The sequence below is a fragment of the Acinetobacter sp. DMC2 genome (assembly GCF_056314305.1).
On sequence record NZ_JBQUYP010000002.1, the window covers coordinates 354,562 to 378,376 of the forward strand.

23 protein-coding genes are annotated in these 23,815 nt (G+C 38.4%); 9 read left to right on the forward strand and 14 right to left on the reverse strand.

All coding sequences use genetic code 11. The features are described 5' to 3' along the window. Positions 1 to 11: 11 nt before the first annotated feature. The 8 genes from ACT53H_RS05985 to ACT53H_RS06020 form a co-directional block, all read right to left on the reverse strand. Entirely contained in the window at positions 12 to 467 is a 456-nt protein-coding gene (locus ACT53H_RS05985) for a bacteriohemerythrin (protein ID WP_034596359.1), read from the reverse strand. 251 nt (positions 468 to 718) lie between these two features. Next, complete coding sequence (locus ACT53H_RS05990) at positions 719 to 1,567, reverse strand: class II glutamine amidotransferase (RefSeq protein WP_476008860.1); 849 nt, start codon at positions 1,565 to 1,567, stop codon at positions 719 to 721. Between the two features lie 107 nt (positions 1,568 to 1,674). Beyond that, entirely contained in the window at positions 1,675 to 2,457 is a 783-nt protein-coding gene (locus ACT53H_RS05995; protein ID WP_004794129.1) for a GNAT family N-acetyltransferase, read from the reverse strand. 122 nt (positions 2,458 to 2,579) lie between these two features. Beyond that, entirely contained in the window at positions 2,580 to 3,485 is a 906-nt protein-coding gene (gene argB / locus ACT53H_RS06000; protein ID WP_004794131.1) for an acetylglutamate kinase, read from the reverse strand. A gap of 19 nt (positions 3,486 to 3,504) precedes the next feature. Continuing rightward, the gene (locus tag ACT53H_RS06005; protein ID WP_474772113.1) at positions 3,505 to 4,923 is read right to left on the reverse strand and encodes a phosphomannomutase/phosphoglucomutase; all 1,419 of its coding nucleotides are present in this window, start codon (positions 4,921 to 4,923) and stop codon (positions 3,505 to 3,507) included. A 197-nt stretch (positions 4,924 to 5,120) separates the two neighbouring features. Next, positions 5,121 to 5,573, reverse strand: a complete 453-nt coding sequence (gene dut, locus ACT53H_RS06010; RefSeq protein ID WP_003653255.1) for a dUTP diphosphatase — start codon at positions 5,571 to 5,573, stop codon at positions 5,121 to 5,123. Positions 5,574 to 5,597: 24 nt separating this feature from the next. Beyond that, the gene (locus ACT53H_RS06015) at positions 5,598 to 7,637 is read right to left on the reverse strand and encodes a UvrD-helicase domain-containing protein (RefSeq protein ID WP_476008861.1); all 2,040 of its coding nucleotides are present in this window, start codon (positions 7,635 to 7,637) and stop codon (positions 5,598 to 5,600) included. Between the two features lie 193 nt (positions 7,638 to 7,830). Beyond that, on the reverse strand, positions 7,831 to 8,484 hold the full coding sequence (locus ACT53H_RS06020) for a YiaD family glycine zipper/OmpA-like lipoprotein (RefSeq protein ID WP_151767738.1): 654 nt from the start codon (positions 8,482 to 8,484) through the stop codon (positions 7,831 to 7,833). A gap of 245 nt (positions 8,485 to 8,729) precedes the next feature. Between ACT53H_RS06020 and ACT53H_RS06025 the strand changes: the two genes are divergently transcribed. The 6 genes from ACT53H_RS06025 to ACT53H_RS06050 all read left to right on the forward strand — a co-directional run bounded on the left by ACT53H_RS06025 (position 8,730) and on the right by ACT53H_RS06050 (position 13,095). Continuing rightward, a complete protein-coding gene (locus ACT53H_RS06025; RefSeq protein WP_174759417.1) occupies positions 8,730 to 9,656 on the forward strand; it encodes an acyltransferase in 927 nt (308 codons plus the stop codon). 16 nt (positions 9,657 to 9,672) lie between these two features. Further along, complete coding sequence (locus ACT53H_RS06030; protein ID WP_004794140.1) at positions 9,673 to 10,719, forward strand: hypothetical protein; 1,047 nt, start codon at positions 9,673 to 9,675, stop codon at positions 10,717 to 10,719. 121 nt (positions 10,720 to 10,840) lie between these two features. Then, positions 10,841 to 11,569, forward strand: coding sequence for a septum site-determining protein MinC (minC, locus tag ACT53H_RS06035; RefSeq protein ID WP_004794142.1), 729 nt, complete (start codon positions 10,841 to 10,843; stop codon positions 11,567 to 11,569). 66 nt (positions 11,570 to 11,635) lie between these two features. Beyond that, the gene (gene minD, locus ACT53H_RS06040; protein ID WP_004794144.1) at positions 11,636 to 12,448 is read left to right on the forward strand and encodes a septum site-determining protein MinD; all 813 of its coding nucleotides are present in this window, start codon (positions 11,636 to 11,638) and stop codon (positions 12,446 to 12,448) included. A 2-nt stretch (positions 12,449 to 12,450) separates the two neighbouring features. Next, positions 12,451 to 12,723, forward strand: coding sequence for a cell division topological specificity factor MinE (gene minE, locus ACT53H_RS06045; protein WP_000896934.1), 273 nt, complete (start codon positions 12,451 to 12,453; stop codon positions 12,721 to 12,723). 84 nt (positions 12,724 to 12,807) lie between these two features. Next, positions 12,808 to 13,095: a PA4642 family protein gene (locus tag ACT53H_RS06050; RefSeq protein ID WP_003653274.1), complete on the forward strand. Its 288-nt coding sequence runs from the start codon at positions 12,808 to 12,810 to the stop codon at positions 13,093 to 13,095. Positions 13,096 to 13,135: 40 nt separating this feature from the next. On the opposite strand, the gene rhtC is transcribed toward ACT53H_RS06050, so the two are convergent. Together rhtC and ACT53H_RS06060 are read right to left on the reverse strand one after the other, a co-directional pair. Next, positions 13,136 to 13,756, reverse strand: coding sequence for a threonine export protein RhtC (gene rhtC, locus ACT53H_RS06055; protein ID WP_111856004.1), 621 nt, complete (start codon positions 13,754 to 13,756; stop codon positions 13,136 to 13,138). 156 nt (positions 13,757 to 13,912) lie between these two features. Further along, positions 13,913 to 16,954, reverse strand: a complete 3,042-nt coding sequence (locus tag ACT53H_RS06060) for a DNA translocase FtsK (RefSeq protein WP_004794147.1) — start codon at positions 16,952 to 16,954, stop codon at positions 13,913 to 13,915. Between the two features lie 269 nt (positions 16,955 to 17,223). Between ACT53H_RS06060 and trxB the strand changes: the two genes are divergently transcribed. From trxB to ACT53H_RS06075, 3 genes are all read left to right on the forward strand, one after another. Further along, positions 17,224 to 18,171: a thioredoxin-disulfide reductase gene (trxB, locus tag ACT53H_RS06065; protein WP_174759393.1), complete on the forward strand. Its 948-nt coding sequence runs from the start codon at positions 17,224 to 17,226 to the stop codon at positions 18,169 to 18,171. 121 nt (positions 18,172 to 18,292) lie between these two features. Further along, complete coding sequence (gene aat / locus ACT53H_RS06070) at positions 18,293 to 19,024, forward strand: leucyl/phenylalanyl-tRNA--protein transferase (protein WP_476008862.1); 732 nt, start codon at positions 18,293 to 18,295, stop codon at positions 19,022 to 19,024. 18 nt (positions 19,025 to 19,042) lie between these two features. Further along, positions 19,043 to 19,858, forward strand: a complete 816-nt coding sequence (locus tag ACT53H_RS06075; RefSeq protein ID WP_004703325.1) for an arginyltransferase — start codon at positions 19,043 to 19,045, stop codon at positions 19,856 to 19,858. Here the strand turns inward: ACT53H_RS06075 and rimI are convergent. The 4 genes from rimI to tuf form a co-directional block, all read right to left on the reverse strand. After that, positions 19,844 to 20,305 (reverse strand): ribosomal protein S18-alanine N-acetyltransferase, encoded by a 462-nt coding sequence (gene rimI / locus ACT53H_RS06080; protein WP_004794154.1) that lies wholly within the window; start codon positions 20,303 to 20,305, stop codon positions 19,844 to 19,846. The two genes, ACT53H_RS06075 and rimI, sit on opposite strands and share 15 nt — an antisense overlap. A 107-nt stretch (positions 20,306 to 20,412) precedes the next feature. Further along, positions 20,413 to 21,288, reverse strand: coding sequence for a metal-dependent hydrolase (locus tag ACT53H_RS06085; protein WP_004794157.1), 876 nt, complete (start codon positions 21,286 to 21,288; stop codon positions 20,413 to 20,415). A gap of 239 nt (positions 21,289 to 21,527) precedes the next feature. Beyond that, positions 21,528 to 22,409: a metal-dependent hydrolase gene (locus tag ACT53H_RS06090; RefSeq protein ID WP_174741565.1), complete on the reverse strand. Its 882-nt coding sequence runs from the start codon at positions 22,407 to 22,409 to the stop codon at positions 21,528 to 21,530. Positions 22,410 to 22,613: 204 nt separating this feature from the next. Next, positions 22,614 to 23,804, reverse strand: a complete 1,191-nt coding sequence (gene tuf / locus ACT53H_RS06095; protein WP_004794160.1) for an elongation factor Tu — start codon at positions 23,802 to 23,804, stop codon at positions 22,614 to 22,616. Positions 23,805 to 23,815: the final 11 nt, after the last annotated feature.

Genomic DNA, 23,815 nt, shown 5'->3' on the forward strand with positions numbered 1-23,815 from the left:
TGTTATTCAAGTTATGCGAAAAACCGAGCAAACCAGTTTTTCCCTTTCTTCTTTTCTTTTTCTCTAATAATCCCCATCATATTTTCTTTTACTGCCCCGACATAATCAGCATCATCATGTTGAATATGGTTAATTAACCATTTTGCTAAAATTTCTTGTAGCTCTTTTTCAACAGTATGTCCCATTTCAAAACGCTCACGATATAACTCTATTTTTTTAATAAACAAGTCATGTACACGTTTATGTGGTACACGATATTTATAATCGGCTTCCTCTTGTAAACTTTCTTCAAAAGTAAAATGTGATTGCGTATAATCAATAATATTATCTAAAACATCTTTAATTCGACGTCTATCTTCATCATCCTTTACATCATCAATTTCATTAATATAATCAAGTATTCGTTTATGTTGCTCATCAATAACATCAATACCCGTATTATATACTGAAGCCCATTTCATTTTCATACATCTCCCCAATGATGTTCAATGACTGTTGCATAAACCTCATGATATATTTAAAGAATATAAATAAAAACAAAGCTATTTTGTCGGGTTTATCTTATAAAAATCACAATCAACATAAATTACTGTTTTTATTTATTTTTTATAAATTTAACCAACTAAAATAATAAAGTATTTTTTAAACAAAATACTTTATTATTAAATGTCTAATATATATAAATATCTCTACTTATACATTTAAAATATACTTTATATTAATATTGATCTGCGCGAGTAATACGCTTAAGTTCAGGATTTTCCAGCTCACGCTTTAATCTTTCTACATGAGTAATTGCTTTTTTAATTGGTTCACCATGTTGAAATAAAATCATTTCACCGGGTTGATAAGCTGTCCAGTTTTCATTATGTGTTAAAGGTTCAGTTGTTATTACCGCTACACGATCTTCAGGGGTTGTTACCTGACTAAAATCGACTTCAATATCTAGATCAATTAAATGAGCCTGATTAAATGGATATTCTCGAACCAACCAATGTAATTTAGTAATCGCATAACTAAATAATGCCTTGCCATTCGATAAGCAATAATTAAATGTGCCGTACTCAGCAATTTGTGGCGAAATTTTTTCTAATACTTCAAAGATTTGCTCAAGGCTGGGTTCTTCATAGCCAAAAGCTTCAACGAGTTGATCGAGCAAATAACAGAATGCGCGTTCACTGTCTGTATTCCCCACCGGCGAAAAACGTCCACTCAGTGGTGGATCAAAGTCATGTAAATCACCATTATGGGCAAAAATCCAATGACGCCCCCACAACTCTCGAATAAAGGGATGAGAGTTTTCTAAAGTGATTTTACCTTGAGTCGCTTTACGAATATGCGCGATCACATTACGTGATTTAATAGGATAATTACGAACGAGATCGGCAATTGGAGATTCAACTGCCGACTGGTTATCGACAAATAAACGGCAAGCCTTGTCTTCAAAAAATGCGATACCAAATCCATCACTATGATCTGAGGTAATTCCTGCACGCTGCGAAAAACCACGGAAAGAAAAAGTAATATCCGTTGGTGTTGCACAATTCATTCCTAATAGTTGGCACATATCGCTTTTAAACTACTTCTAATTACCCCATCTGCTCTATTGTGCATGAGAGTAAAATGGCTTGCAAATCTCAATATGTGCTGGCTATTAGAAAATAGAACATATGATTAACGCTGACCCATTTTATTCATGACAAATGAAGTTGCCACTTTATTCACTTCCAGAAATACAAAATAATCTAGACAGTTAAATTCTTCATCAAAAAACGCCTGTTTCGATAGTTTTGATTGCATGCTCAAATACATTTGGAAAAGTTTCGGCATACGTTCATCTTGTGGAAAGCTAAACTCAGGATATTCAGGTTCGTAGATTTTTTTCGAACGAATATCAATGGTTTTACTTTCAGATAATTGCTGAATCTGGCGATGCGTGTAGTACGCTCTAGCCAAATTATCTTGCAAATGAATACTGACACATCCCATTAAATATTTAGCGCGCATTGACCATAACACTTTCGGTGCAAGGTTCAACCACAGTGTCGATAATGCTTTACCATTACGAAAGCGTGGATGAACACAGGTACGCCCTATTTCTAACACATTAGGAAGATGTGATAACTGAGGAACAATATCAAACTCATGTGCGCTGTAGCTTTGTGCAATCTCATGACCTTGAAATAGTTTTAGACGCGTATATGCGACAATCTCTCCAGTCCACTTTTCACGCAAGACCGCATGTTCACAACCAAAATCGTAAATATCTTGGTCTAAGTTATCTTCAAAATGAATTCCAAATTGTTGGCTAAATTGTTGTGCACGAAACCGCTGTACATCTTGTAATTCTTTTAAATTATCAACCCATTCAAAACGAAATTGTGTCTGATTTATTGCTTTATGACGATTTAAAGGTAAAGTCCAGGTTTGGCGATATTGATTAAATTTTTCCAGCATAATGAACGCTCCTAGTGACACCCCTTACACTAGTCAAAGCTCATGACAAAAAAATGACCAAACTAAAGTGGTATAAAAAAAGACCACCTAGAGTGATCTTTTTATTGAGAATAACGAATTTCTTAAGCTGTTTTAGTGCGATTAGAAATGAGTGTTCCAACCCCATGATCAGTGAAGATTTCAAGCAATGTTGCATGTGGTACGCGACCATCAACAATATGTGCGCTCACAACACCACCTTTAACAGCGTCAAGTGCACAGCCTACTTTAGGAATCATACCGCCATAGATCACGCCTGTTTCAATGAGGCGATCAACTTCTTGCGTAGTAAGGCCAGTTAATAGATTTTTATTTTCATCAAGCACACCCGTAATATTGGTAAGCAAAATTAACTTTTCAGCGCCTAGTGCTTCTGCAACCTTACCTGCAACTAAATCAGCATTAATATTATAAGTATTGCCTTCTTCATCTACGCCTAATGGCGCAATCACTGGAATAAAGTCACTTTGAGTGAACATCTCCAATACATCGGTTTTAACGCCAGTGACTTCCCCAACCATACCCAAGTCGATATGTTTGATTGAACCGTCTTCTTCTTGCTTTTCCATAAGTAATTTACGGGCACGAAGTAAATTACCATCTTTACCTGTTAAACCAATTGCGCGGCCACCATGTTTATTAATCAGGTTAACAATTGATTTATTTACGCTACCACCTAATACCATTTCAACCACTTCCATGGTTGCAGCATCAGTTACACGCATACCGTCAATACGGTCAGACTCGCGGCCTAACTGCTTTAAAAATGAGTCTACTTGTGGCCCACCACCGTGAACAACAATCGGATTTAACCCGACAGTTTTAAGTAAAACGATGTCTCGGGCAAATGAACTTTCGAGCTCCGGATCAGTCATCGCGTTGCCACCGTATTTCACCACCAGCGTTTTACCAGTAAAACGTTGAATATACGGCAAAGCTTCAATCAAGATTTTTGCTTTGTCGACACCGATATGCTGATGTTGTGGCATTACGCCTCTCCTTAGTTAGTTAGGCCTCTGAAAGTTCTTGTGCAATTTGCGGATAATGTTCTTGCAACATATCTACAAATTTTTGCTGGATTTCCTTTAATCGTAAAGGATTATCCGCATCAAATCTTACAGTAAAATATTCACCAGTATTTGATGCTCGAATAATGCCAAAACCATCATCAAAATCAAGACGTACGCCATCGATTTTACTGATACGGGCACCTAAACGATGACTTAAAATTTCAATATCTTGTAATACATACTTTGGATCAGACTGATATGTACCAATATAAGTATCTTCTGTACAACATCTTTCTGGATAAGGAGCAAATAATTCAGAAATTGTTGTCGCACTCGATTGAGTAAAATATTCCATTACACGTAATGCAGCATATAGACCGTCGTCGTAGCCGAAACCACGCCCATCATTAAAAACGTAGTGGCCTGCATATTCTCCACCAAAAATGGCGCGTCCATTTGACTGAGATAGATAAGCTCTTAAGAAGCTACTTCCCGTGCGGATCATTTTTGCTTTTCCGCCGAGTTGTTCAACCGTTTTTTGAACCATGCGTGAACATTTCACGTCAAAAACAATTTCTTGCTCGGGGTGTTGTTCTAAGCACATTTGCGCAAAAAGTGATAACAAACGGTCTGCTGTCAATATCTGGGCTTTTTCATCGACTAAAACGACACGGTCTCCATCACCATCCAGAGCAATGCCGATATCTGCTTGCTGCTCAACCACTGCTTTACGCAAATTCGTTAAATGAGCTGCATGCGAAGGGTCTGGTGCATGATCTGGAAACTCCCCATTCGGATGAGTTCGTAAAGCAATGACTTCACAGCCCATTTTTTCCAAGATTAATTTTGAGCAGTGTCCAGCAGAGCCATGTAAACCATCTAAAATAACTTTTAAAGGACGTTTTAATTGAATATCTTTAAAAATGGCTTGCTGATATTTTTGACAAAACTCAGCTTTAAATTGAGGTAGGGTTAGCTCAAGTACAGAAATGGAATGAGTTGGTACATACGTTTGGGCTTTTTCCCCCACCTGCTGAATCATTTCAGGAGACGGCGGTTCACCTTTTAAAATCCACTTAATACCATTATCCGATTTTGGATTATGGCTTGCTGTCACCATAATGCCATTGCCACCAAAATCTCTAGCAATGTAATACATCATTGGTGATGAACAACAGCCAATGTTGGTAACGCTTAAACCTTGTTCTACTAAAATCTCTTCAATTAATTGTGCATAGGCTGGACTTGTGAGACGGGCATCATAGCCAATCACTAATTGAGTTTGTTCTGCTTGTTTGTATTGTTGTGCCAATCCGTAGGCAATCGAACGAACAACGTCCGCGGTTAAGTAAGAAAGTTTGCCTCTAATATCGTAAGCACGAAAAATACTTTTTGGAAATGAGTGTCTTACATTCATAGCGTATCTTCTATTTAAAGATCAATCCGATCTATCGCAAAAACATAGATTATTCAAAATTTTGAAAGGTTTGTTTGCTAAAAAAGTTAAAAGAATATGAGTAAAGCGTGTTGTAATATAATCCATTGTAACATTCAAGATATAAAAAGAAACGCCTGTTCAACAGGCGTTTCTTTTTCGTTAATATTTTAAAAAACTTATTGTTTACCTGTGTGACCAAAGCCACCAGCGCCACGTAAAGTTTCTTCAAATTCTTCTACTTGCTCAAACTCAGCTTGTACGACTGGCACTAAAACATATTGTGCCAAGCGCTCACCTGGTTCTAAACGGAATGTTGTTTGACCACGGTTCCAAACCGAAACCATCAATTCACCTTGGTAATCTGAATCGATCAAACCAACTAAGTTGCCAAGCACAATACCGTGTTTATGACCTAAACCTGAACGCGGTAAAATTAAACCAGCAAAATTTACATCATGAATATAAATTGCCATACCTGTTTTAACTAAAACAGTTTGTCCTGGTTCAATATCAATTGCTTCATCGACGCAGGCACGTAAATCTAAACCCGCTGAACCTGCTGTTGCATATGAAGGTAAAGGCCATTCTTTACCTAAACGCGGATCGAGCAATTTCACTTGAACTTTCATGGGATTTCCTAAAAATTAAAAAAATTAACGCTTTAATAAAGCTTTTAAATTTGCCAGATATTGTTGAGCCTGTTCTTTAGGATCAACATTAGCCGCAATTTTCTTTTTACGCCCTAACCACTCCAGCTCATCTTGCGGAAGTTCATCAAGGAAACGGCTAGGTGTCATCTGTTTCATCTGTCCGCCATTTTTACGCTGTTCTGCCAGTGTTAACGTTAAACCTTGGCGTGCACGGGTAATTCCCACGTACATGAGACGGCGTTCTTCCTCAATGGTTTCTGCTGCAATCGAGTTTTTATGCGGTAATAGTTCTTCTTCGAGCCCCATAATGTACACATATGGGAATTCCAAACCTTTTGCAGCATGTAGAGTAAGTAAGTTAACTTTGTCCGTATCTTCTTCTTCCTGTTGCTGTTCTAACAGATCAAGTAGAACCAGTTTTCGAATGACACTTTCAATATTCTTTTCATCAACGTCTTCAGCACGGTTAATGAGATTTTGAATACTGGTAAATAAATTCTCAATGTTATCGAGCTTACTTTTCTCTTGTGCAGGTGTTGCAGACTGTTCACGAACGTAATCCATATAACCCGCTTCGTTCATCATTTGACGAACTTTAGGCACAGGTTCATCGTCTTCCAACAATTCACGCGTAAATGTCGCGATAAAGTCAGCAAATTCATGAAGCTGAGTTTCTGCCTTTTTAGGAAGCACCATGCTTAAACGTTGATCAGCAGAAGCACCAAGTAAAGACAAATTATTTTCTTGTGAGAATAAACCTAACTTCTCAAGAGTAACTGGGCCAATCGCACGTTTAGGTGTATTAATAATACGCAAGAAAGCACTGTCATCTTCTGGGTTAATAATAAGACGTAAATAACTCATCACGTCTTTAATTTCTGCACGAGCAAAGAACGAAGTACCACCAGAGAGTTTATACGGGATTTGCATTTGGCGAAGCTGTGTTTCTAATACACGCGCCTGAAAGTTCCCACGATATAAAACAGCATAATCTTTCCAGTTTTTACCGTTCATGAGCTTATGAGTAAGTAAGTCTTTGACTACGCGCTCTGCTTCATCGTCATCATTACGACAGGTAATAATTCTGATGACTTCACCATGTCCTTTATCACTCCACAATTTCTTATCAAAAATATGCGGGTTATTTTGAATCACACAGTTCGCTGCTTTTAAAATACGGCTGGTTGAACGATAGTTTTGTTCAAGTTTAATAATTTGTAAATTTGGGAAATCCTGCTTAAGCAAAGCCATATTTTCAGGCTTGGCTCCACGCCATGCGTAAATCGACTGGTCATCATCACCTACCGCGGTGAACTGACCCATTACCCCAACTAAAAGTTTCACCAAAATATACTGAGCGGTGTTGGTATCTTGATATTCATCGACCAATAAATAGCGAACACGGTTTTGCCATTTATCACGTACTTCTGCATTTTCTTGCAGTAAACGTGTTGGCATAACAATCAAGTCATCAAAATCGACTGCATTGTAAGCACGTAAATTACGTTCATAAAGCTGGTAAAGATGGGCAAACTGTACATCTTCAGGTGTTTCACAAGTTGAATGTGCTTGCTCTGGCAAGATCAGATCATTTTTCCAATCCGAAATTTTCTTCATTGCCTTAGCAATTAATTCTTTGCTTTCTGCACCTGACAAATTGTCGCGATGCATCAAATCCATCAAAATACGCTTACAGTCGTCTGCATCTAAAATCGAAAAATTAGCTTTTAAAGGTAAATTTTTAAGTTCTAAACGTAAAAGGTTTAAACCAAAAGTATGGAAAGTCGAAACAGATAAACCTTTTGATTCTTCACGTGACAAAAGCTTGGTCACACGCTCTTTCATTTCACGGGCAGCTTTGTTTGTGAAGGTCATCGCGGTTATACGATGCGCTGGAATACGGCAATGCTGCACCAAATAGGCAATTTTACGTGTAATTACCGATGTTTTACCTGAACCAGCACCAGCAAGCACCAATAAAGGGCCCTGAGTATATTTCATGGCTTCTTCTTGCTTGTTGTTCAATTGACTGGCAGATGACATCGTGTATTACCTCTTAATTTTTCGAGCATGATTATAGTCATCTCTGTTTTAGAATCCCAATAGTAAATCTATGGATATGTATAAATGATGTCTAATAATGCAATTTATGCGCCGCAGAATGTCGTGATTATTTCTTGTACTACCCCCATAAAAAAACCACCCGAAGGTGGTTTTTGAAACAATAAACTAAATCTTATTGTTTAGCATAAATGCTGATTTCTACACGACGGTTTTGTTCACGGCCAGATGCAGTTGAGTTATCTGCGATTGGGTTAGATGAACCAAAACCTTGCGCGTCGATACGGCTAGCAGATACGCCTTGGCTAGCTAAATAGCTACGTACTGATTGAGCACGTGCTTGTGATAATGGAATGTTAATTGAATCATTACCAGTGTTATCAGTATAACCTGTTACAAGAATTGCACTCTTGTTATCTTCAGCCAAAGTTTGAGCAACTTTGTTTAAAGTTGAGTAGAAGTTTGGCTTGATGTTTGATTTGTTTGTATCAAAAGTAATGCTACCAGGCATAATTAATTGAACAGAACCATCTGGATTACGGCCAACGTCTACACCAGTACCCGCCATTTGTTGACGTAATTTTTTCTCTTTTTGGTCAAGGTATAAACCACTAGCACCACCTAAAACTGCACCAATTGCTGCAGCACGGTTGTTTTGACGGCTAGAGTTTGCACTTGATTTAGAAATACCGTAACCAGCTGCTGCGCCGATTAATGTACCTAATGCGGCTTTATCGTATTCAACGCCACCAAGGTTGTTACCTGTTGTTTGACAACCAGAAAGTACTACTGCTGCCCCTACCACTGTTGAAATAACTAATGCACGCATTGCATGCCTCCTCACTTTGAGTGTTTTGTTGTTGAGTGAATAATGAAACAAAAAGGAAGTATAAAACATTGATATTTTGTTAATAATAAACAGTTTAGTTATGTTTTTGTAATATTTTGATGCACTTTAAGATGCTAGCTCATCACAATTTCTTCATTGTTGTCTAAGATATCGTTGTATTTCATATTATGACAGTTATAGTTGAACAACTTTTCTATGGATTTTAGACATTCGGGGTCATTCATATGTCAACTGCACCCAATAAGCAATCTGCGCTAAAAAAAATTACACGTGGACTCACTGTAGGTACAGTCATTACAGGAAGTACGTTTTTTCATGGTCCACCTGTTCTTGCATTAGGTCTGACCAAGCTTTTAAAAAAATCATCTAAAATAGATGAAACCAATATTCAAATTACAAACAGCTGGTTAGGGGTAAACAATTGGTTAATTGACCATGTTTTACCAAATCTAAAATGGGATATCACGATTGATGAGGGACTTGACCTAAATATGCAAGGTCGTTATCTCATGACGTGTAACCATCAAAGTTGGGTTGATACGACGGTAAATCAATATTTTGGTTTAACCCGTATGCCACTCACCCGCTTTTTTACCAAATGGGAACTCATCTTTATTCCTTTCGTTGGACAAGCTTTTAAAATTCTTGGCTTCCCGATGATGAAACGTCACACCAAAGAACAGGTTGCAAAGAATCCTGAGCTCAAAGACCGTGACATGATGGAAGCACGTAAAGCCTGCGAGCAGCTTTTAAGTCAGCCCTTCACATTATTGAATTATTTAGAAGGTACTCGTTTTACTCAAGAAAAACATGACCAGCAAAAATCGCCATATAAGCATTTGCTTAAACCCAAAGCAGGTGGCTTGGCACTTGCCTTGAATATTTTGGGTGACAAAATTGATGCTTTAGTTGATATGACAATTGTCTATCCGAATGGCGTTCCAGGATATAGCGATTTCTGGCTCGGTGATGTTTCAAGAATTGCAGTAAATTTGCGTAAAATTGAAATTCCAGATTGGGTTCTTGGTGGAAACTATGAAGACGATGCGGTTTACCGTGAACGTTTCCAACAATGGGTGGATGAAATCTGGACCGAAAAAGATCAACTTATTGAGCAAATGAAATCTCAATATACCTCTACAAATATTTAAGAAAGCATCCGTTATCATGCAAAACAGCGCTGGGAAAAAAACGAAATATCATCATGTAGATCCAAACAGCCTTTCGTTTAAGCTGTTTTTGATCTATGACATCTTTATGGTGTTTATTATTATTTTTAACCTGTTCTGTCTTGCTACAAATTTCTTTTTAATGAGCAGTATTGGGGCATGGTTCTTTGAACACATTCATTTGCCCCAGATACTGAGCTTTTACCGTAATTCACTGCATCCATGGGTAATCACATCGGAAGCTTGGTTTATTGGTTTTTTAATTGTTGAGCTGCTCGTGCGCTGGAGCATTGCGATCATCAATAAACACCATAAACGCTGGTTCTTTTTCCCTTTTATTCACTGGTATGAAATTTTAGCCATTATTCCTCAGCTTCGTTTTCTACGTTTGTTCCGAGCTGGAATTATTGCTTATCGTTTACACGAAATGGGCTATCGAGTTATTCCAGAAAGCTGGAGAAAGACTGGATTATTTTACTATCGTGTTGTCATGGAAGAACTTTCCGATCGTGTTGTTATTACCGTGATTGATGGCATTAGATATGAACTTCAAACCAGTTCTAGCCATAAACAGATTATTCACGACTTAGTTAATCATCATCGTGAGCAATTTACTGCTACCCTAACAGCATTATTACAAGAGTCTTTAGCGACTGCTTTAAAAGAACAAAAACCGGCAATAACAAAAGGTGTTGGGAAAATTGTAGATCAGGCCATAGTAGATACACCTGAGCTGACCCAATTATTACGCTTAATTCCTTTAGTCGGTGGTCGTATTGAACAGCAAATTCAGAGTATTGGCCAAAGATTAGGTGAAAATATTAGTGCAGGTTTAATTGAACCTTTAATTGAGGGTTCACCAAACACTCCGAGTCCTACTTATCAATTAATTTCTCAAAAAGTGAGTGAAATAAATATTAATAATCGCCAGCTTGAGCAATTGGTTGAATCTGTCGTGTTCGAGACACTGGAGTCTGTACGAAAACAGGTCAAGGTCAAACAATGGCAACAAACGCTTGCGGAGTATGATCGAATCAAAGAATAAGCATTTACTTAATTTTTTATTAAACACGCTAGAGAATTGGCACGATTTGTTCTAGCATTTGCTCTATTTACAATAAACTTAACGATATTACAGCTCGTTTTAACGCCTTGAAGGAAGACTTATGGCTGATATCCGGATTACCGGCAGAATGGTTAACTTTAGCAGGATAACCTTCGATACCAATGATCATGATGTGATCCGCCAGCAATTATCAAATATATTAAATGAAGGTTCCTATCAAGGAACTTTAGTGATTATTGATAGTACGGTTGAGCAAGAGTTAATTGCATTAATTCAACTTCTGGTGAGCTTGGGTCTACAACCTATGGCGGTAATCGATGGCATTTTAGGAGATGAAGCTCGCGCTATTCAATTCCCTGTTTTACCAGCAGATCAACCATTACAGCGTATTAAAGCCACAACAGAACAAGTCGCAATTGTAGAAAAACCTGCTACCGCTCCTGTATCGTCTTCAGCAGAAACAAAAAAACCACTAAACAAGATAGCGGTTGCTCATATTACCTCTTATCATGATGAAATTTTGCGTACAGGCCAATCCCTTGTACAAGATAACGGCGATATTATTTTAAAGGCTGGCATGAATAGTGGTTCCGAGGTGATCGCTTCAGGAAATATACATATTTATGGCACAGTTCGTGGTAGAGTCATTGCTGGTGCGGGCGGGCACGCAGCTGCACGCATTTTTTGCCAATCTTTAGAGGCTGAGCTCGTTTCCATTGCCGGAACGTATTGTGTCGCAGATGATATCCCTAAACATGTGGTAAAAAAGCCAGTACATATTTATTTAAATGAAAAGCAAGAGCTTGAATTCGAAGCGATTGAACTTTAGTTTATTAAGCAAATCACCAAAAAACAGCCCTTTTAAGGGTGAATGACCATAATAGGAGTGGATTCGGTGGCCAAAATTGTTGTCGTAACATCAGGCAAAGGTGGTGTAGGTAAAACTACAACGAGCGCATCTTTTGCAACAGGTTTAGCCCTTCGTGGTCATAAAACTGTTGTGATTGATTTTGATGTAGGCTTACGTAACCTTGATTTAATTATGGGTTGTGAGCGTCGTGTTGTTTATGATTTTGTCAATGTTATTAACAACGAAGCACGTCTGCAGCAAGCCCTTATTCGCGATAAAGATATCGAAAACCTTTATATTTTACCGGCTTCACAAACACGTGATAAAGATGCGTTGAGCGACGATGGTGTTGCTCGTGTTATTGATGAGCTATCTCAAGAATTTGATTACATCATTTGTGACTCACCTGCTGGTATTGAACGTGGTGCGATTTTAGCCATGTATCATGCAGATGAAGCAATCATTGTAACAAACCCTGAAATCTCTTCAGTACGTGACTCTGACCGTATTATTGGTATGTTAGATAGCAAAACCAAAAAAGTTGAACAAAACGAAGGACGTATACGTAAACATTTATGTATTACACGCTTCAACCCTGAACGCGCAGACCGTCAGGAAATGCTGACCATTGATGATATTTCTAAAGATATTTTACGCGTACCGACATTAGGCGTTATTCCTGAATGTCCAAGTGTATTACAAGCATCAAACGAAGGTAAGCCAGTAATTCTGTATTCAGAAACTAAAGCTGGTCAGGGTTATGATGATTTGGTTGCTCGCTTTCTTGGTGAAGACCGTCCTTATAGACACATCACAGCTCAACCTAAAGGCTGGTTAGCACGACTATTTGGAGCGTAGATATGGCAGGATTCTGGAGTAAATTATTTAGCAGTGAAGAAAAACCATCAAGTGCTCAAACTGCCAAAGATCGTTTGAAAGTTATTGTTGCTTCTGAACAAGGTTTAGGCCGCCGTTTAAGCCAAGACAAGATTGATCAGATGAAGAAAGAAATCATGCAAGTGGTTAGTCGTTATGTCAGCGGTGTAGGTGAACAGCATATCCAAATGCAGGTTCGCTCTGAAGCTAATATCGAAATGTTAGAAATGAATATCAATTTACCTGAAGAACGATAATTCTATTTCTGACTATTCAATAAAACAGAATCAAGGCAAAATAACGCAAGTTATTTTGCCTTTTTTAAAACTGAGGAGATTGTCATGGCATTATCACAGCCAGCAACTTTCAATGAAGAATGGTCCGATGAGCGTGTTTTTGCCTACCTCAACCAACTTCCGCCAGCGGGTGTGAACGCAGATTTTCATGTGCTCTACCATGCATTCAAACATATGCGTCCAACAGACTATGAACGTCTTTTGACTCAATTTATTGCGGACGGACGCGATATTAATGCCAAAGACCCTGAAGGCCAACGCATCCATGATGTGATTGCCAAATTTCCGCGTCAATCGGCACCATTTTTAGAAGTTCTAGCAAAGTTTGCTTAAAATAAAAAGCCTCTTCAAGAGGCTTTTTTCTTATCTAAATTTACCGATTACCAATGAGGAAAATACCAAATACGGTAAAAATACCACCTGAAATACCATCAATCCATTTTGAAAAATTACGATAAGCTGATCTAAAACTTGGTAATGAAAAAATAAAAGTCACAAAGCAGAACCATAAAATTGTTTCGACTGTGACAATAATAAAGAGCAGCCAGTGAACCTGATCAAGTTGGGGGTTAGCTAAAAATAATGAGAAAACACTACCAAAATAAATAACAGCTTTAGGATTTGATAGATTGGTTATCAAGCCTTTAATAAAAAATAGGTAAGGTGCTTTTGGTAGCTCTACAGCAACATTATCTTCTTGCTGATTTTTTGAAAATGCCGAACGCAACATCTGATAGCCTAACCAACATAAATATAAGCCACCGGCGATGAGTAAACCTTGCTTTAACCAAGCCATTTTTTCAAAAATAAGATTTAATCCCATCAGTGCCAAACAAGCCCAAAACATAACCCCTGCTGTGATACCACCCACCACTAACATAGCGTCTTTACGTGATCGACTAATCGCTGTTTGAGATACAAGAAAAAAATCAGGTCCTGGAGTAATAAGTGCACAAAAATGGATAAAAGCTAAAGTAATTAGAGCAAGTAACATGTTTTCCTCCAGATTTAATTCGTTGTTATTTATTTAGGAAAAATACATTAGCATTTTTTACTATACGTTAAAATCTTTAAGTCATTTTATAAATAGATTCAGTTTATTCAAATTATAAAAAAAGCCTCCAGAGAGGCTTTTTTTAGGGATAAGTTCTTAAACTAAAATATCTCGCTTACCATTAGGCCCCATTGCGCTCACAATGCCGTTCTCTTCCATTTGATCAATGATACGGGCAGCACGGTTATAACCAAGGCTAAATTTACGCTGTAGTGACGATGTAGAAGCTTTACGAGTTTCTAAAACAAATGACACACATTGATCATAAAGTGCATCACGGTCAGAACCTCCCTCACCCTCTTCAAAACCACGTGAAGTTGGTTCTTCATCAAATGGAGTCAAGATTTCGTCGACATAATCTGGCTCACCACGTTCACGCCAAGCATCACAAATACGGTTGACTTCATCATCACTAATGAATGCACCATGCACACGCTCAGGCTCAATTTTACCCGGCCCCAAGAACAGCATATCACCATGACCGAGCAAATCTTCTGCCCCACCTGCATCCAAAATAGTACGCGAGTCAATTTTACTGTTTACACGTAATGCGACACGCGTTGGAATATTGGCTTTAATCAAACCGGTAATGACATCAACAGATGGACGTTGAGTTGCAAGCAATAGGTGAATACCCGCAGCACGAGATTTTTGCGCTAAACGCGTAATCATTTCTTCTGCTTTTTTACCCACCTGCATAATCATGTCGGCAAACTCATCCGCCACAATCACAATAGATGGTAATGGTGTTAAACGAGGTGCACGTTCTTGTGTCGCCGAATCACTTGGTTTCCAAGTTGGGTCAATTAGATCTTCCCCATTCGCAATTGCTTCTTCAACTTTACGGTTGTAGTCACTTAATTTACGAATTTTAAGAAATGACATCAGCTTATAACGACGTTCCATTTCATTCACACACCAGTTCAATGCGCTTACTGCATCTTTCATGTCAGTAACAACTGGAGTTAATAAATGCGGAATATCATTATAGTTGGCAAGTTCAAGTTGTTTTGGATCGATTAAAATCAATCGCAACTGGTCAGGTGTATATTTAAGCAACATCGATAAAATCATCGAGTTTACCGCAACCGATTTACCAGAACCCGTTGTACCAGCAACTAGCATGTGTGGAGCTTTGGCTAAATCAGTTAATACTGGATTACCTGAAATATCTTTACCCATCGCCATACTGATTAATGCACTTGGATCGCGATATGTTGGCGTTTCCAATAGCTCAATCAAACGCACCATTTCACGGGCACTGTTTGGTACTTCAATACCAATATATGGTTTACCAGGAATGACTTCCACTACACGAACAGATGCCATCGACATTGAACGGGCTAAGTCACGCGAAATATTGGTTACCTTAGATGCTTTAACACCTGGTGCCAAATCTAACTCAAAACGGGTAACTACCGGTCCTGGTTGAGCTTCAACCACTTGAGCCTTAACATTAAATTCTTGTAACTTAATTTCAAGTAATTCAGATAAGCGCGAAAGCTGCTCTTCAGTGAAGTTAACTTTCTTATTTGGATCAACCTTATCAAGTAGATCCAGACCTGGCAAAGTTGGCAAATCCAAACGCTTCTTAGCAACCTGCATTGCACGAGACATTGGTCGACCAGCTGCATCTGTTAATGGCGCATCTAAATCGAAATCATCTTCATCAATATCAAGATTTTCTTGAGGTTTCCCAGCAGTTTCCTGCCATGCCTCAATAAACTCTTCTTTTGAAAGTTTATCGGCTTGAATAGTGGTTTGAATTGGAGCTTTTACAAATGCTGAAGATTGCGCATAACTACTTGCTCTGACAGGTTCAGCAGGTGCAATATCTTCATCTATTAATAAATCATCAAAGTCTTCAAAAACTTGTTCATTTGCTAAATTTTTAGGTGACTGATTTAAATTTGATAAAGGTGAAGATGTTTCATTCGCAATATTCACAGATTGCGAAGTTGGTTCTACTTCTACATGTTGATCTTGAACAAATGGTGTATGCACATCTGTTGCAGTTTTACTGTTTGGAACCGCAGCAAGCAACTCATCAAAAATTTCATCATCATTCCAGTCAAGACCATGTAGGTCTTGTTTAACTGTAGGTTGAGTTTGATGAACTTGTGAAATAGTTTGCTGGAATTGATCATGAGCAGGAGCTTGGTCTGTTGAATCATCAGCTGCTCTTAAAAGTGCATCAATTTCTTGCTTATGGCTCGCATCATCACGTTGTAAAGCACGCCATACTTCACCCGTAGCCACTAAACGTTGGCTATCTTTTTCAAGCTTATGGGCTTGCTCAAGCGTATGTTCAAAGTTTTGAGTATTTGCAACTGGCTCAACTGCTACAGGTTCAGGACGACTCTGCTCTTTCGCTAATACATCAGCAAATAATCTTTCAGCAACCGCATCATGTCGTGTTGCTGTAAGTTGTGACTGAGTAGCTTCAGATTGAACTGGCACTTCTTTTTCACCTGAAGCATTGGCTTCAGTGTTTTGTGCAACTTTAACTGCCGCTGCTTTGTTAGCAGGCTGAGTTGTTAAGTCATAATCAGATTCGTTTGGTGATACGTTTTTATAAAATAAATCTTGTAAATAGCTTGGTGTCGCTTTGAGCGTAACCCATGTTTTGCTCCATTGCACCCCAAATGCAAGAGTAAACAAAACTACTCCGAAAACGAGTAAGAATAAAGTCGCACCGTAAATTGTTAGCAATTGAGATAGGCTTTGACCTAACTCATAACCAATAATTCCCCCAGCCGCATTATCTAAAGTATCTGCCGGCACATTCCAATGTAAATAAAGCAGGCTAGACACAACCAAAATTAAAAAAAATTGTGCAGCATAACGAAATGGGCGGTTTAAAAAACTACGTGGCCACCACACTTGTATTGCTTCAATAAAAAGGAAAATTGGAATAAGCAAACTTGCCCATCCTAAAAAACCAAACAGCAAATCTGCAATCCATGCGCCAGCAATACCACTTGCATTGGATACTTGCTGAGTATCACTGGAAATATGCATCCAGCCCGGATCAAATGGTGTATATGTTACTGTTGCCAGAAACATATAAATCCCAAAAGAAACCAAGAATAATGTCATCAATAAGCGCTGTGCATAAACACTCGACACCGCAGTCATATACTGTCCTGTAACCCATTTAATTATTGGTTTAGAGATGTGAAGAACTACATTCTAGATCTTCAACGAATGAACTTTATATTATGCACCTGTTCTTACAAAAAAGGTGCATGATTCTTTACAGTTGTTGTTAACATGAGGCACTTCTATATTGTTATATAACTTAATTCGATTGACCTGATCAATATTATCCACATTGATTTAACGCTATTGATCGGCAAATTCACGTATAATTTTCAAAATTCTCGAAATAAAGAAGGATACCCTCAATGAGTGCTCGTCATTCTCGGTTAATTATTCTCGGTTCTGGCCCTGCGGGCTATAGTGCAGCTGTCTATGCAGCACGTGCAAACCTTAAACCTACTTTGATTGCAGGTTTACAACTAGGTGGGCAACTTACAACAACAACCGAAGTTGACAACTGGCCGGGCGATCCTGAAGGTTTAACAGGTCCTGCATTAATGGATCGTATGCAAGCACATGCTGAACGCTTTGGTACAGAACTCGTCTATGACCATATTAACGAAGTGGATTTAAACGTACGTCCTTTTCTTCTAAAAGGTGATATGGAAGAGTACACATGTGATGCTTTGATTATTGCAACTGGTGCTACAGCTCAATATCTTGGCCTAGAGTCTGAACAAAACTTTATGGGACAAGGCGTAAGCGCATGTGCAACATGTGATGGTTTCTTCTACAAAAACCAAAAAGTAATGGTTGTAGGTGGTGGTAACACTGCTGTTGAAGAAGCGCTTTATTTATCAAATATTGCTTCACATGTAACGCTAGTACACCGCCGTGATAGCTTACGTTCTGAAAAGATTTTGCAAGATCACTTATTTGCCAAAGAAAAAGAAGGCAAAATCAGCATCATCTGGAATCACGAAGTTGAAGAAGTATTGGGTGACAATACTGGCGTAACAAGTGTTCGCCTTAAATCAACTCAAGATGACTCTAAGCAAGACGTAGAGGTTCATGGTCTATTCGTTGCAATTGGCCACAAACCAAATACTGGAATGTTTGATGGTCAATTAAACCTACGTGATGGCTACATCCAAGTGCAAAGCGGTACCTCTGGTAATGCAACAGCGACTTCTGTAGCTGGTGTTTTTGCTGCTGGTGATGTCGCTGACAGCATTTATCGCCAAGCGATTACTTCTGCTGGGTCTGGCTGTATGGCGGCTCTAGATGCTGAAAAATATCTAGATAATCTTTAATTAATAGATTTCTAGAATTTAAAAACAGCCGTTCCTATAACGGCTGTTTTTTAGAATAATGACTAGCTGACATATATTAATTTTTATAGCATAACCTTAAAGCTGATCTTATTTTGTTTTTATGAATACACTTCCACTTTCCCAATTCATTTTTCCTGACCCTATTGAAGCCGATCCAGATGGGCATGGTTTAATTTGTATTGGAGCCGATCTCTCCCCTTCTACGCTATATGAAGCTTATACGCATGGTCTTTTCCCATGGTTTAATGAAGATGAGCCAATTTGCTGGTGGAGCCCAGAACCTCGTTGCGTGATCTACCCTCAAAACTATAAACCAAGTAAATCACTCATTCGGAACATGAAAAAGTACGATTACACCATTACGGTAAATCATGCCTTTGAACAAGTTATTCGCTCTTGCTCTCTACCAAGAAGTTATGCAGATGAAACATGGATTAGCGAAGATATTATCCAAGGTTACTGCGAGATGTTTAACGCGGGCTACGGTTACAGTATTGAAGTCTGGCAACAAGAGGATCTTGTAGGAGGTCTATACGGCATTACGATTGGCAAAGGATGCTTCGGCGAATCAATGTTTAGTAATGAAACTGATGTTTCAAAAATGGCTTTTTATACATTAATGCTGATTGGACAAGAAAATCAGCTACCATGGATAGACTGCCAACTCGTAAACAGTCACTTAATTAGTCTGGGAGCCAGTACACTTTCTCGTCAAGACTACTTAAAATCGTTACAAGATGTAATTATTCACCCCTCTATCAATTGGAAAAAGTATCAAGAACGTGTATTTTCAAGTAAAACAATAGCATTAGATGCAAAATTAATGGAATGATAACAGGAGGGACCAATCATGAAATCATATCACCCGAAGTCCCTTTTAAATGATCTGCAGTATTATATTACTCCACCTCATGATTGCAGCTACTTAGAAAATAAATCTGCACGCATGGTGTTTTTAGACCCCATCCATCGAATTGATGTGGTCACGCTTTCAGAACTTTCTCGTTTAGGCTTTCGCCGTAGTGGTGACTTTGTTTATCGCCCTGAATGTCACTTATGTCGACAATGTTTGTCTTGTCGTGTTCCAGTGGCCGATTTCCAAATGAACAGCATGCAAAAAAAAGCATGGAAACGAAATCAAGATCTCACCATGACTGTTCTGCCTACGCGGCAGGCAGCACAAATCCATTATGATTTATACGAACGCTATATTAATGAACGCCATGCAGATGGCGATATGTTTCCACCTAGCTTAGATCAGTTTGAAAAATTTTTAGTCCATAGTTGTACAGATAGTTTCTTTTTAGAGCTTTGGAAAGATAACCGTTTAATCAGTGTGTCTACCTGCGATCTAATGGATGATGGACTGTCTGCAGTCTATACTTTCTTTGATCCAGATGAACATCGTAGATCACTTGGTGTGTACTCTATTTTGAACCAAATCGAATATGTGAAATCGCTCGGTTTAGAGTACCTTTATTTAGGATATTGGGTGCCGCACTCAGCCAAAATGAATTATAAGTCGCAATACACTCCTTTAGAACTTCTACTCGATGGACAATGGCGCCGTTTAAACCGATCATTGTCACCAGAAGAAATTCAACAGTTAGGTACGTCGCTTATGACAACGTTACCTTCTGAATGGAACAATTTAATCATTAAATAAAGATGCGAAATCATCTGTGCAGGTTTTTACCATAATGACTGCGTGTTCCCGCCCGCCTTCTTGAGTAGGATAATAATTGCGGCGCAGGTCAATTTGGTGAAAGCCTGTTTTTTCGTATAAACCGATAGCAGCTTTATTACTTTCACGAACTTCTAAAAAGATTTGCACTGGGTGATTTTTTAATTGATCAATTGATGCATTTAATAATTCATATCCTAAGCCCTGCCCTTGCATTTTAGGATCAATTGCCATGAGCAATAAATTCGCTTCATCTAAAACAGGCTGTAAAATACAAAAACCCACCACTCTGTTTTGTGACTCAATCACTGTACATTGATAAGAATTCAAAGATTCAATAAATTGCTGTTTTGACCATGGGTGTGTTTGCACTGATTTTTCGATTTGTACAACAATATCAACATCAGTGTTTTGCATAATACGAATCATGGGGTTCAGCACAATCAAAGTTCTAAAGTAATGCGTATTATAAAAACTTCACAAGAAAAAACGAGTAAAAAAAAGGACAATTAAATTGCCCTTTTTTACTATCCTTTTTAGAGACCTAGTTTTTCACGCCAAGTTGCTAACAGCGCTGTAGTATCAGAATCATTTGGATGAAATTTTGGTCTTAAGAAATCAAGTAACTCTGGAATTTGACGTGTCATAAAACCTTTACGACCATACATAAACTTAAGCATGTACTTCGTGTCTTTCCAAGTTAACTTTCCATCGGTTTTTAATAGCTTGGCGGTAAAATGTGTCTGAGTTGCAAAAATTAATGCCATTGCAATAATTAAAGCTGTTGAACGCATGAAATAAGCTTTCGGACCTTGCCCATACATGCTTGTGTACACATCAAATGCCACAGCTTTATGTTCATTTTCTTCAACTGCATGCCACATCCATAAATGATACATTGTGTCATCTTGGAACATCGCCTGAATTTCAGGGTTCTGTAAAAGTTCAGCTGCAATGGTAGAGGTAAAATGTTCTAGCGCACATGTCCCTGTTAAATCAATCATTTCTTTAGTGTAGCCAAAAGGTTTCATTAATTTGGTTACAACAGCCGTACCCATCTTAATGACTTTTCCTGTTTGCTTTTCCATATGGCGAACATCATAACCATAAGCTTGCGCTGAAGCATTAAATGCTAAATGCTCTTTCGAATGCATCGCTTCTTGACCAATAAAAGCGCTAATTTCTTTTTGAAGATCTGGATCAGCAAGCTTTGGATCATTTCGAACAGCACGAGTACTATTTACAAAGAACTGCTCACCTTCTGGGAAAAGGGCCGATAATGCTGTCATAAAATGTGTTAATGCCGCATCATAATTCGCCCAATAGCGTGGGACCTGAGTAAATTCAAAGTCCATACGACGCACAGGGAAACTAGCACCAGCACGATTGGAAATATTTACCTTAGCATTCATCTCAGACTCCTTTTAAGTGAATAGCTAATTCACATATAACTTTATTTATTTTCTTAATATTTATAATCATACGTCTTTCGGTGTACCAATTAAGTGCAGATGAGGACAGAGAAATATCAGATGAGGTCATTAATAACCCCATAAAGGTGCATAGACTTACTGATAGTTATGGTTAGCAAATAATACTTAAAAAGAAAAAGGGCTACTCATGAGCCCTTTCAAATCAACATAGATTTAAATTACAAACCTAATTTTGCTTTCCATGTTTTCAATAGACTAACTGTATCTAGGTCATTTGGGTGAAAACCGGGTTTAAAGTAAGCTAACATTTCTTTAGCCATACCACTAATAATGCCTTTAGATGGGCTATATCCGTATTTATAAATTACTGATAGTTCAGTTAAATTCAACTTATTGTCTTGCTTTAATAAACGAAGTACAAAAGATGATTGAATCAAAAAGATTAAAGTCATAGCAAATACTAGTGAACTCGTACGTAAAGCATAAGCTTTTACACCTTTACCAAATACACCTTCGTATACGTCAAAAGCTACAGCTTTATGCTCATTTTCTTCGATAGCATGCCAATACCACATGGTTGACATTGTCTCATCTGTCATCAACTCTTGAATGTGTTTATTAACTAATAACTGTGAAGCTATAGTAGCCGTAAAATGTTCAAGTGCTGTTGTAGCTGTCAGATCAACCATTTCTTTGGTCATACCGAAAGGTTTAACAATTTTTACAAAAGTTTTAATTGCTGTTTGAATCGCCGTGTCGGTAAACTTCTCTAGTGTTTCTACATCGTGACCAAACTTTTGAGCAGAAGCATTAAAATTTACATGCTCTTGAGTATGCATTGCTTCTTGCCCAATGAAGGCACTAATCTCTTTTTGCAATGCTTCATCATCTTTAATTGATGGGTGATAACGTACAGCACGTACACTATCTATGAAGAATTTTTCACCTGCCGGAAACAAGGCCGACAATGCTGTCATAAAGTGTGTTAGTCCAGCAGAACCATTCATCCAATATTCTGGTACATCATTAAAGTCAAAGTTCATACGACGTACAGGAAAGCTCGCCCCTGCACGATTAGTAATATTCACTTTAGCATTCATACCCAAAGCTCCTTATTAAGTAATCCAAATTACTCAAACTTTATTGTTCGTTTTCTTGATTCTTATCATACAAATTTCATAAAAAGGATTAAGGGTAAATAAGGACATTGAAATATCAGTTAAGGCCAGCTTTAATAGTGATTGTTAGACAATTAAATATAAAAAAAGCGCTCTAAAAAGAGCGCTTTTTTTCACTGAAAGTGATTATGCAGTTACTTTCGCAACAACACCAGCACCTACAGTACGACCACCTTCACGGATCGCAAAACGTAGACCTGGGTCCATTGCGATTGGGTGGATTAATTCTACTGACATTTCAACGTTGTCACCTGGCATAACCATTTCAACGCCGTCTTGTAATTGGATTGCGCCAGTTACGTCAGTTGTACGGAAGTAGAACTGTGGACGGTAACCGTTAAGGAATGGAGTATGACGACCACCTTCTTCTTTAGAAAGTACGTATACTTCTGCATCGAATTTAGTGTGCGGCTTGATTGTACCTGGTTTAGCAAGTACTTGACCACGTTGTACGTCTTCACGCTTAGTACCACGTAAAAGAACACCACAGTTCTCGCCCGCACGACCTTCGTCAAGAAGTTTACGGAACATTTCTACGCCAGTTACAGTTGTTTTAACTGTATCTTTAATACCAACGATCTCTACTTCTTCACCAACTTTAACGATACCAGCTTCTACACGGCCTGTTACTACAGTACCACGACCAGAAATTGAGAATACGTCTTCGATTGGCATTAAGAATGCTTTGTCGATAGCACGTTCTGGTTCTGGAATGTAAGAGTCAAGCGCTTCAACAAGAGCAAGAACTGAAGACTCGCCATATTGACCAGCATCACCGTTAAGAGCAGCAAGAGCTGAACCACGGATAACAGGAGTGTCATCACCTGGGAAGTCATAAGTAGAAAGAAGTTCACGAACTTCCATTTCTACTAATTCAAGTAATTCTTCATCATCAACAAGGTCACACTTGTTCAAGAATACGATGATGTAAGGTACACCAACCTGACGAGAAAGAAGGATGTGTTCACGAGTTTGTGGCATTGGACCATCAGTCGCAGCACATACAAGGATCGCGCCGTCCATCTGAGCAGCACCAGTAATCATGTTTTTAACATAATCGGCGTGGCCCGGGCAGTCTACGTGAGCGTAGTGACGGATTGGAGAATCGTATTCTACGTGTGAAGTATTAATTGTAATACCACGTGCTTTTTCTTCAGGTGCTGAGTCGATTTGTGAGTAATCTTTCGCTTCACCGCCGTAAGTTTTTGCACAAATAGTTGCAATCGCAGCAGTTAAAGTTGTTTTACCATGGTCAACGTGACCAATTGTGCCCACGTTTACGTGTGGCTTATTACGTTCAAACTTGGCTTTAGCCATGATGATCTTCC

Excerpts from the sequence above, each read along its gene's own strand:
- ACT53H_RS05985 (WP_034596359.1), bottom strand. The coding sequence starts at position 467 with ATGAAAATGAAATGGGCTTCAGTATATAATACGGGTATTGATGTTATT.
- ACT53H_RS05990 (WP_476008860.1), bottom strand. The coding sequence starts at position 1,567 with ATGTGCCAACTATTAGGAATGAATTGTGCAACACCAACGGATATTACT.
- ACT53H_RS05995 (WP_004794129.1), bottom strand. The coding sequence starts at position 2,457 with ATGCTGGAAAAATTTAATCAATATCGCCAAACCTGGACTTTACCTTTA.
- argB (WP_004794131.1), bottom strand. The coding sequence starts at position 3,485 with ATGCCACAACATCAGCATATCGGTGTCGACAAAGCAAAAATCTTGATT.
- ACT53H_RS06005 (WP_474772113.1), bottom strand. The coding sequence starts at position 4,923 with ATGAATGTAAGACACTCATTTCCAAAAAGTATTTTTCGTGCTTACGAT.
- dut (WP_003653255.1), bottom strand. The coding sequence starts at position 5,573 with ATGAAAGTTCAAGTGAAATTGCTCGATCCGCGTTTAGGTAAAGAATGG.
- ACT53H_RS06015 (WP_476008861.1), bottom strand. The coding sequence starts at position 7,637 with ATGTCATCTGCCAGTCAATTGAACAACAAGCAAGAAGAAGCCATGAAA.
- ACT53H_RS06020 (WP_151767738.1), bottom strand. The coding sequence starts at position 8,484 with ATGCGTGCATTAGTTATTTCAACAGTGGTAGGGGCAGCAGTAGTACTT.
- ACT53H_RS06025 (WP_174759417.1), top strand. The coding sequence starts at position 8,730 with ATGTCAACTGCACCCAATAAGCAATCTGCGCTAAAAAAAATTACACGT.
- ACT53H_RS06030 (WP_004794140.1), top strand. The coding sequence starts at position 9,673 with ATGCAAAACAGCGCTGGGAAAAAAACGAAATATCATCATGTAGATCCA.
- minC (WP_004794142.1), top strand. The coding sequence starts at position 10,841 with ATGGCTGATATCCGGATTACCGGCAGAATGGTTAACTTTAGCAGGATA.
- minE (WP_000896934.1), top strand. The coding sequence starts at position 12,451 with ATGGCAGGATTCTGGAGTAAATTATTTAGCAGTGAAGAAAAACCATCA.
- ACT53H_RS06050 (WP_003653274.1), top strand. The coding sequence starts at position 12,808 with ATGGCATTATCACAGCCAGCAACTTTCAATGAAGAATGGTCCGATGAG.
- rhtC (WP_111856004.1), bottom strand. The coding sequence starts at position 13,756 with ATGTTACTTGCTCTAATTACTTTAGCTTTTATCCATTTTTGTGCACTT.
- ACT53H_RS06060 (WP_004794147.1), bottom strand. The coding sequence starts at position 16,954 with ATGACTGCGGTGTCGAGTGTTTATGCACAGCGCTTATTGATGACATTA.
- trxB (WP_174759393.1), top strand. The coding sequence starts at position 17,224 with ATGAGTGCTCGTCATTCTCGGTTAATTATTCTCGGTTCTGGCCCTGCG.
- aat (WP_476008862.1), top strand. The coding sequence starts at position 18,293 with ATGAATACACTTCCACTTTCCCAATTCATTTTTCCTGACCCTATTGAA.
- ACT53H_RS06075 (WP_004703325.1), top strand. The coding sequence starts at position 19,043 with ATGAAATCATATCACCCGAAGTCCCTTTTAAATGATCTGCAGTATTAT.
- rimI (WP_004794154.1), bottom strand. The coding sequence starts at position 20,305 with ATGATTCGTATTATGCAAAACACTGATGTTGATATTGTTGTACAAATC.
- ACT53H_RS06085 (WP_004794157.1), bottom strand. The coding sequence starts at position 21,288 with ATGAATGCTAAGGTAAATATTTCCAATCGTGCTGGTGCTAGTTTCCCT.
- ACT53H_RS06090 (WP_174741565.1), bottom strand. The coding sequence starts at position 22,409 with ATGAATGCTAAAGTGAATATTACTAATCGTGCAGGGGCGAGCTTTCCT.
- tuf (WP_004794160.1), bottom strand. The coding sequence starts at position 23,804 with ATGGCTAAAGCCAAGTTTGAACGTAATAAGCCACACGTAAACGTGGGC.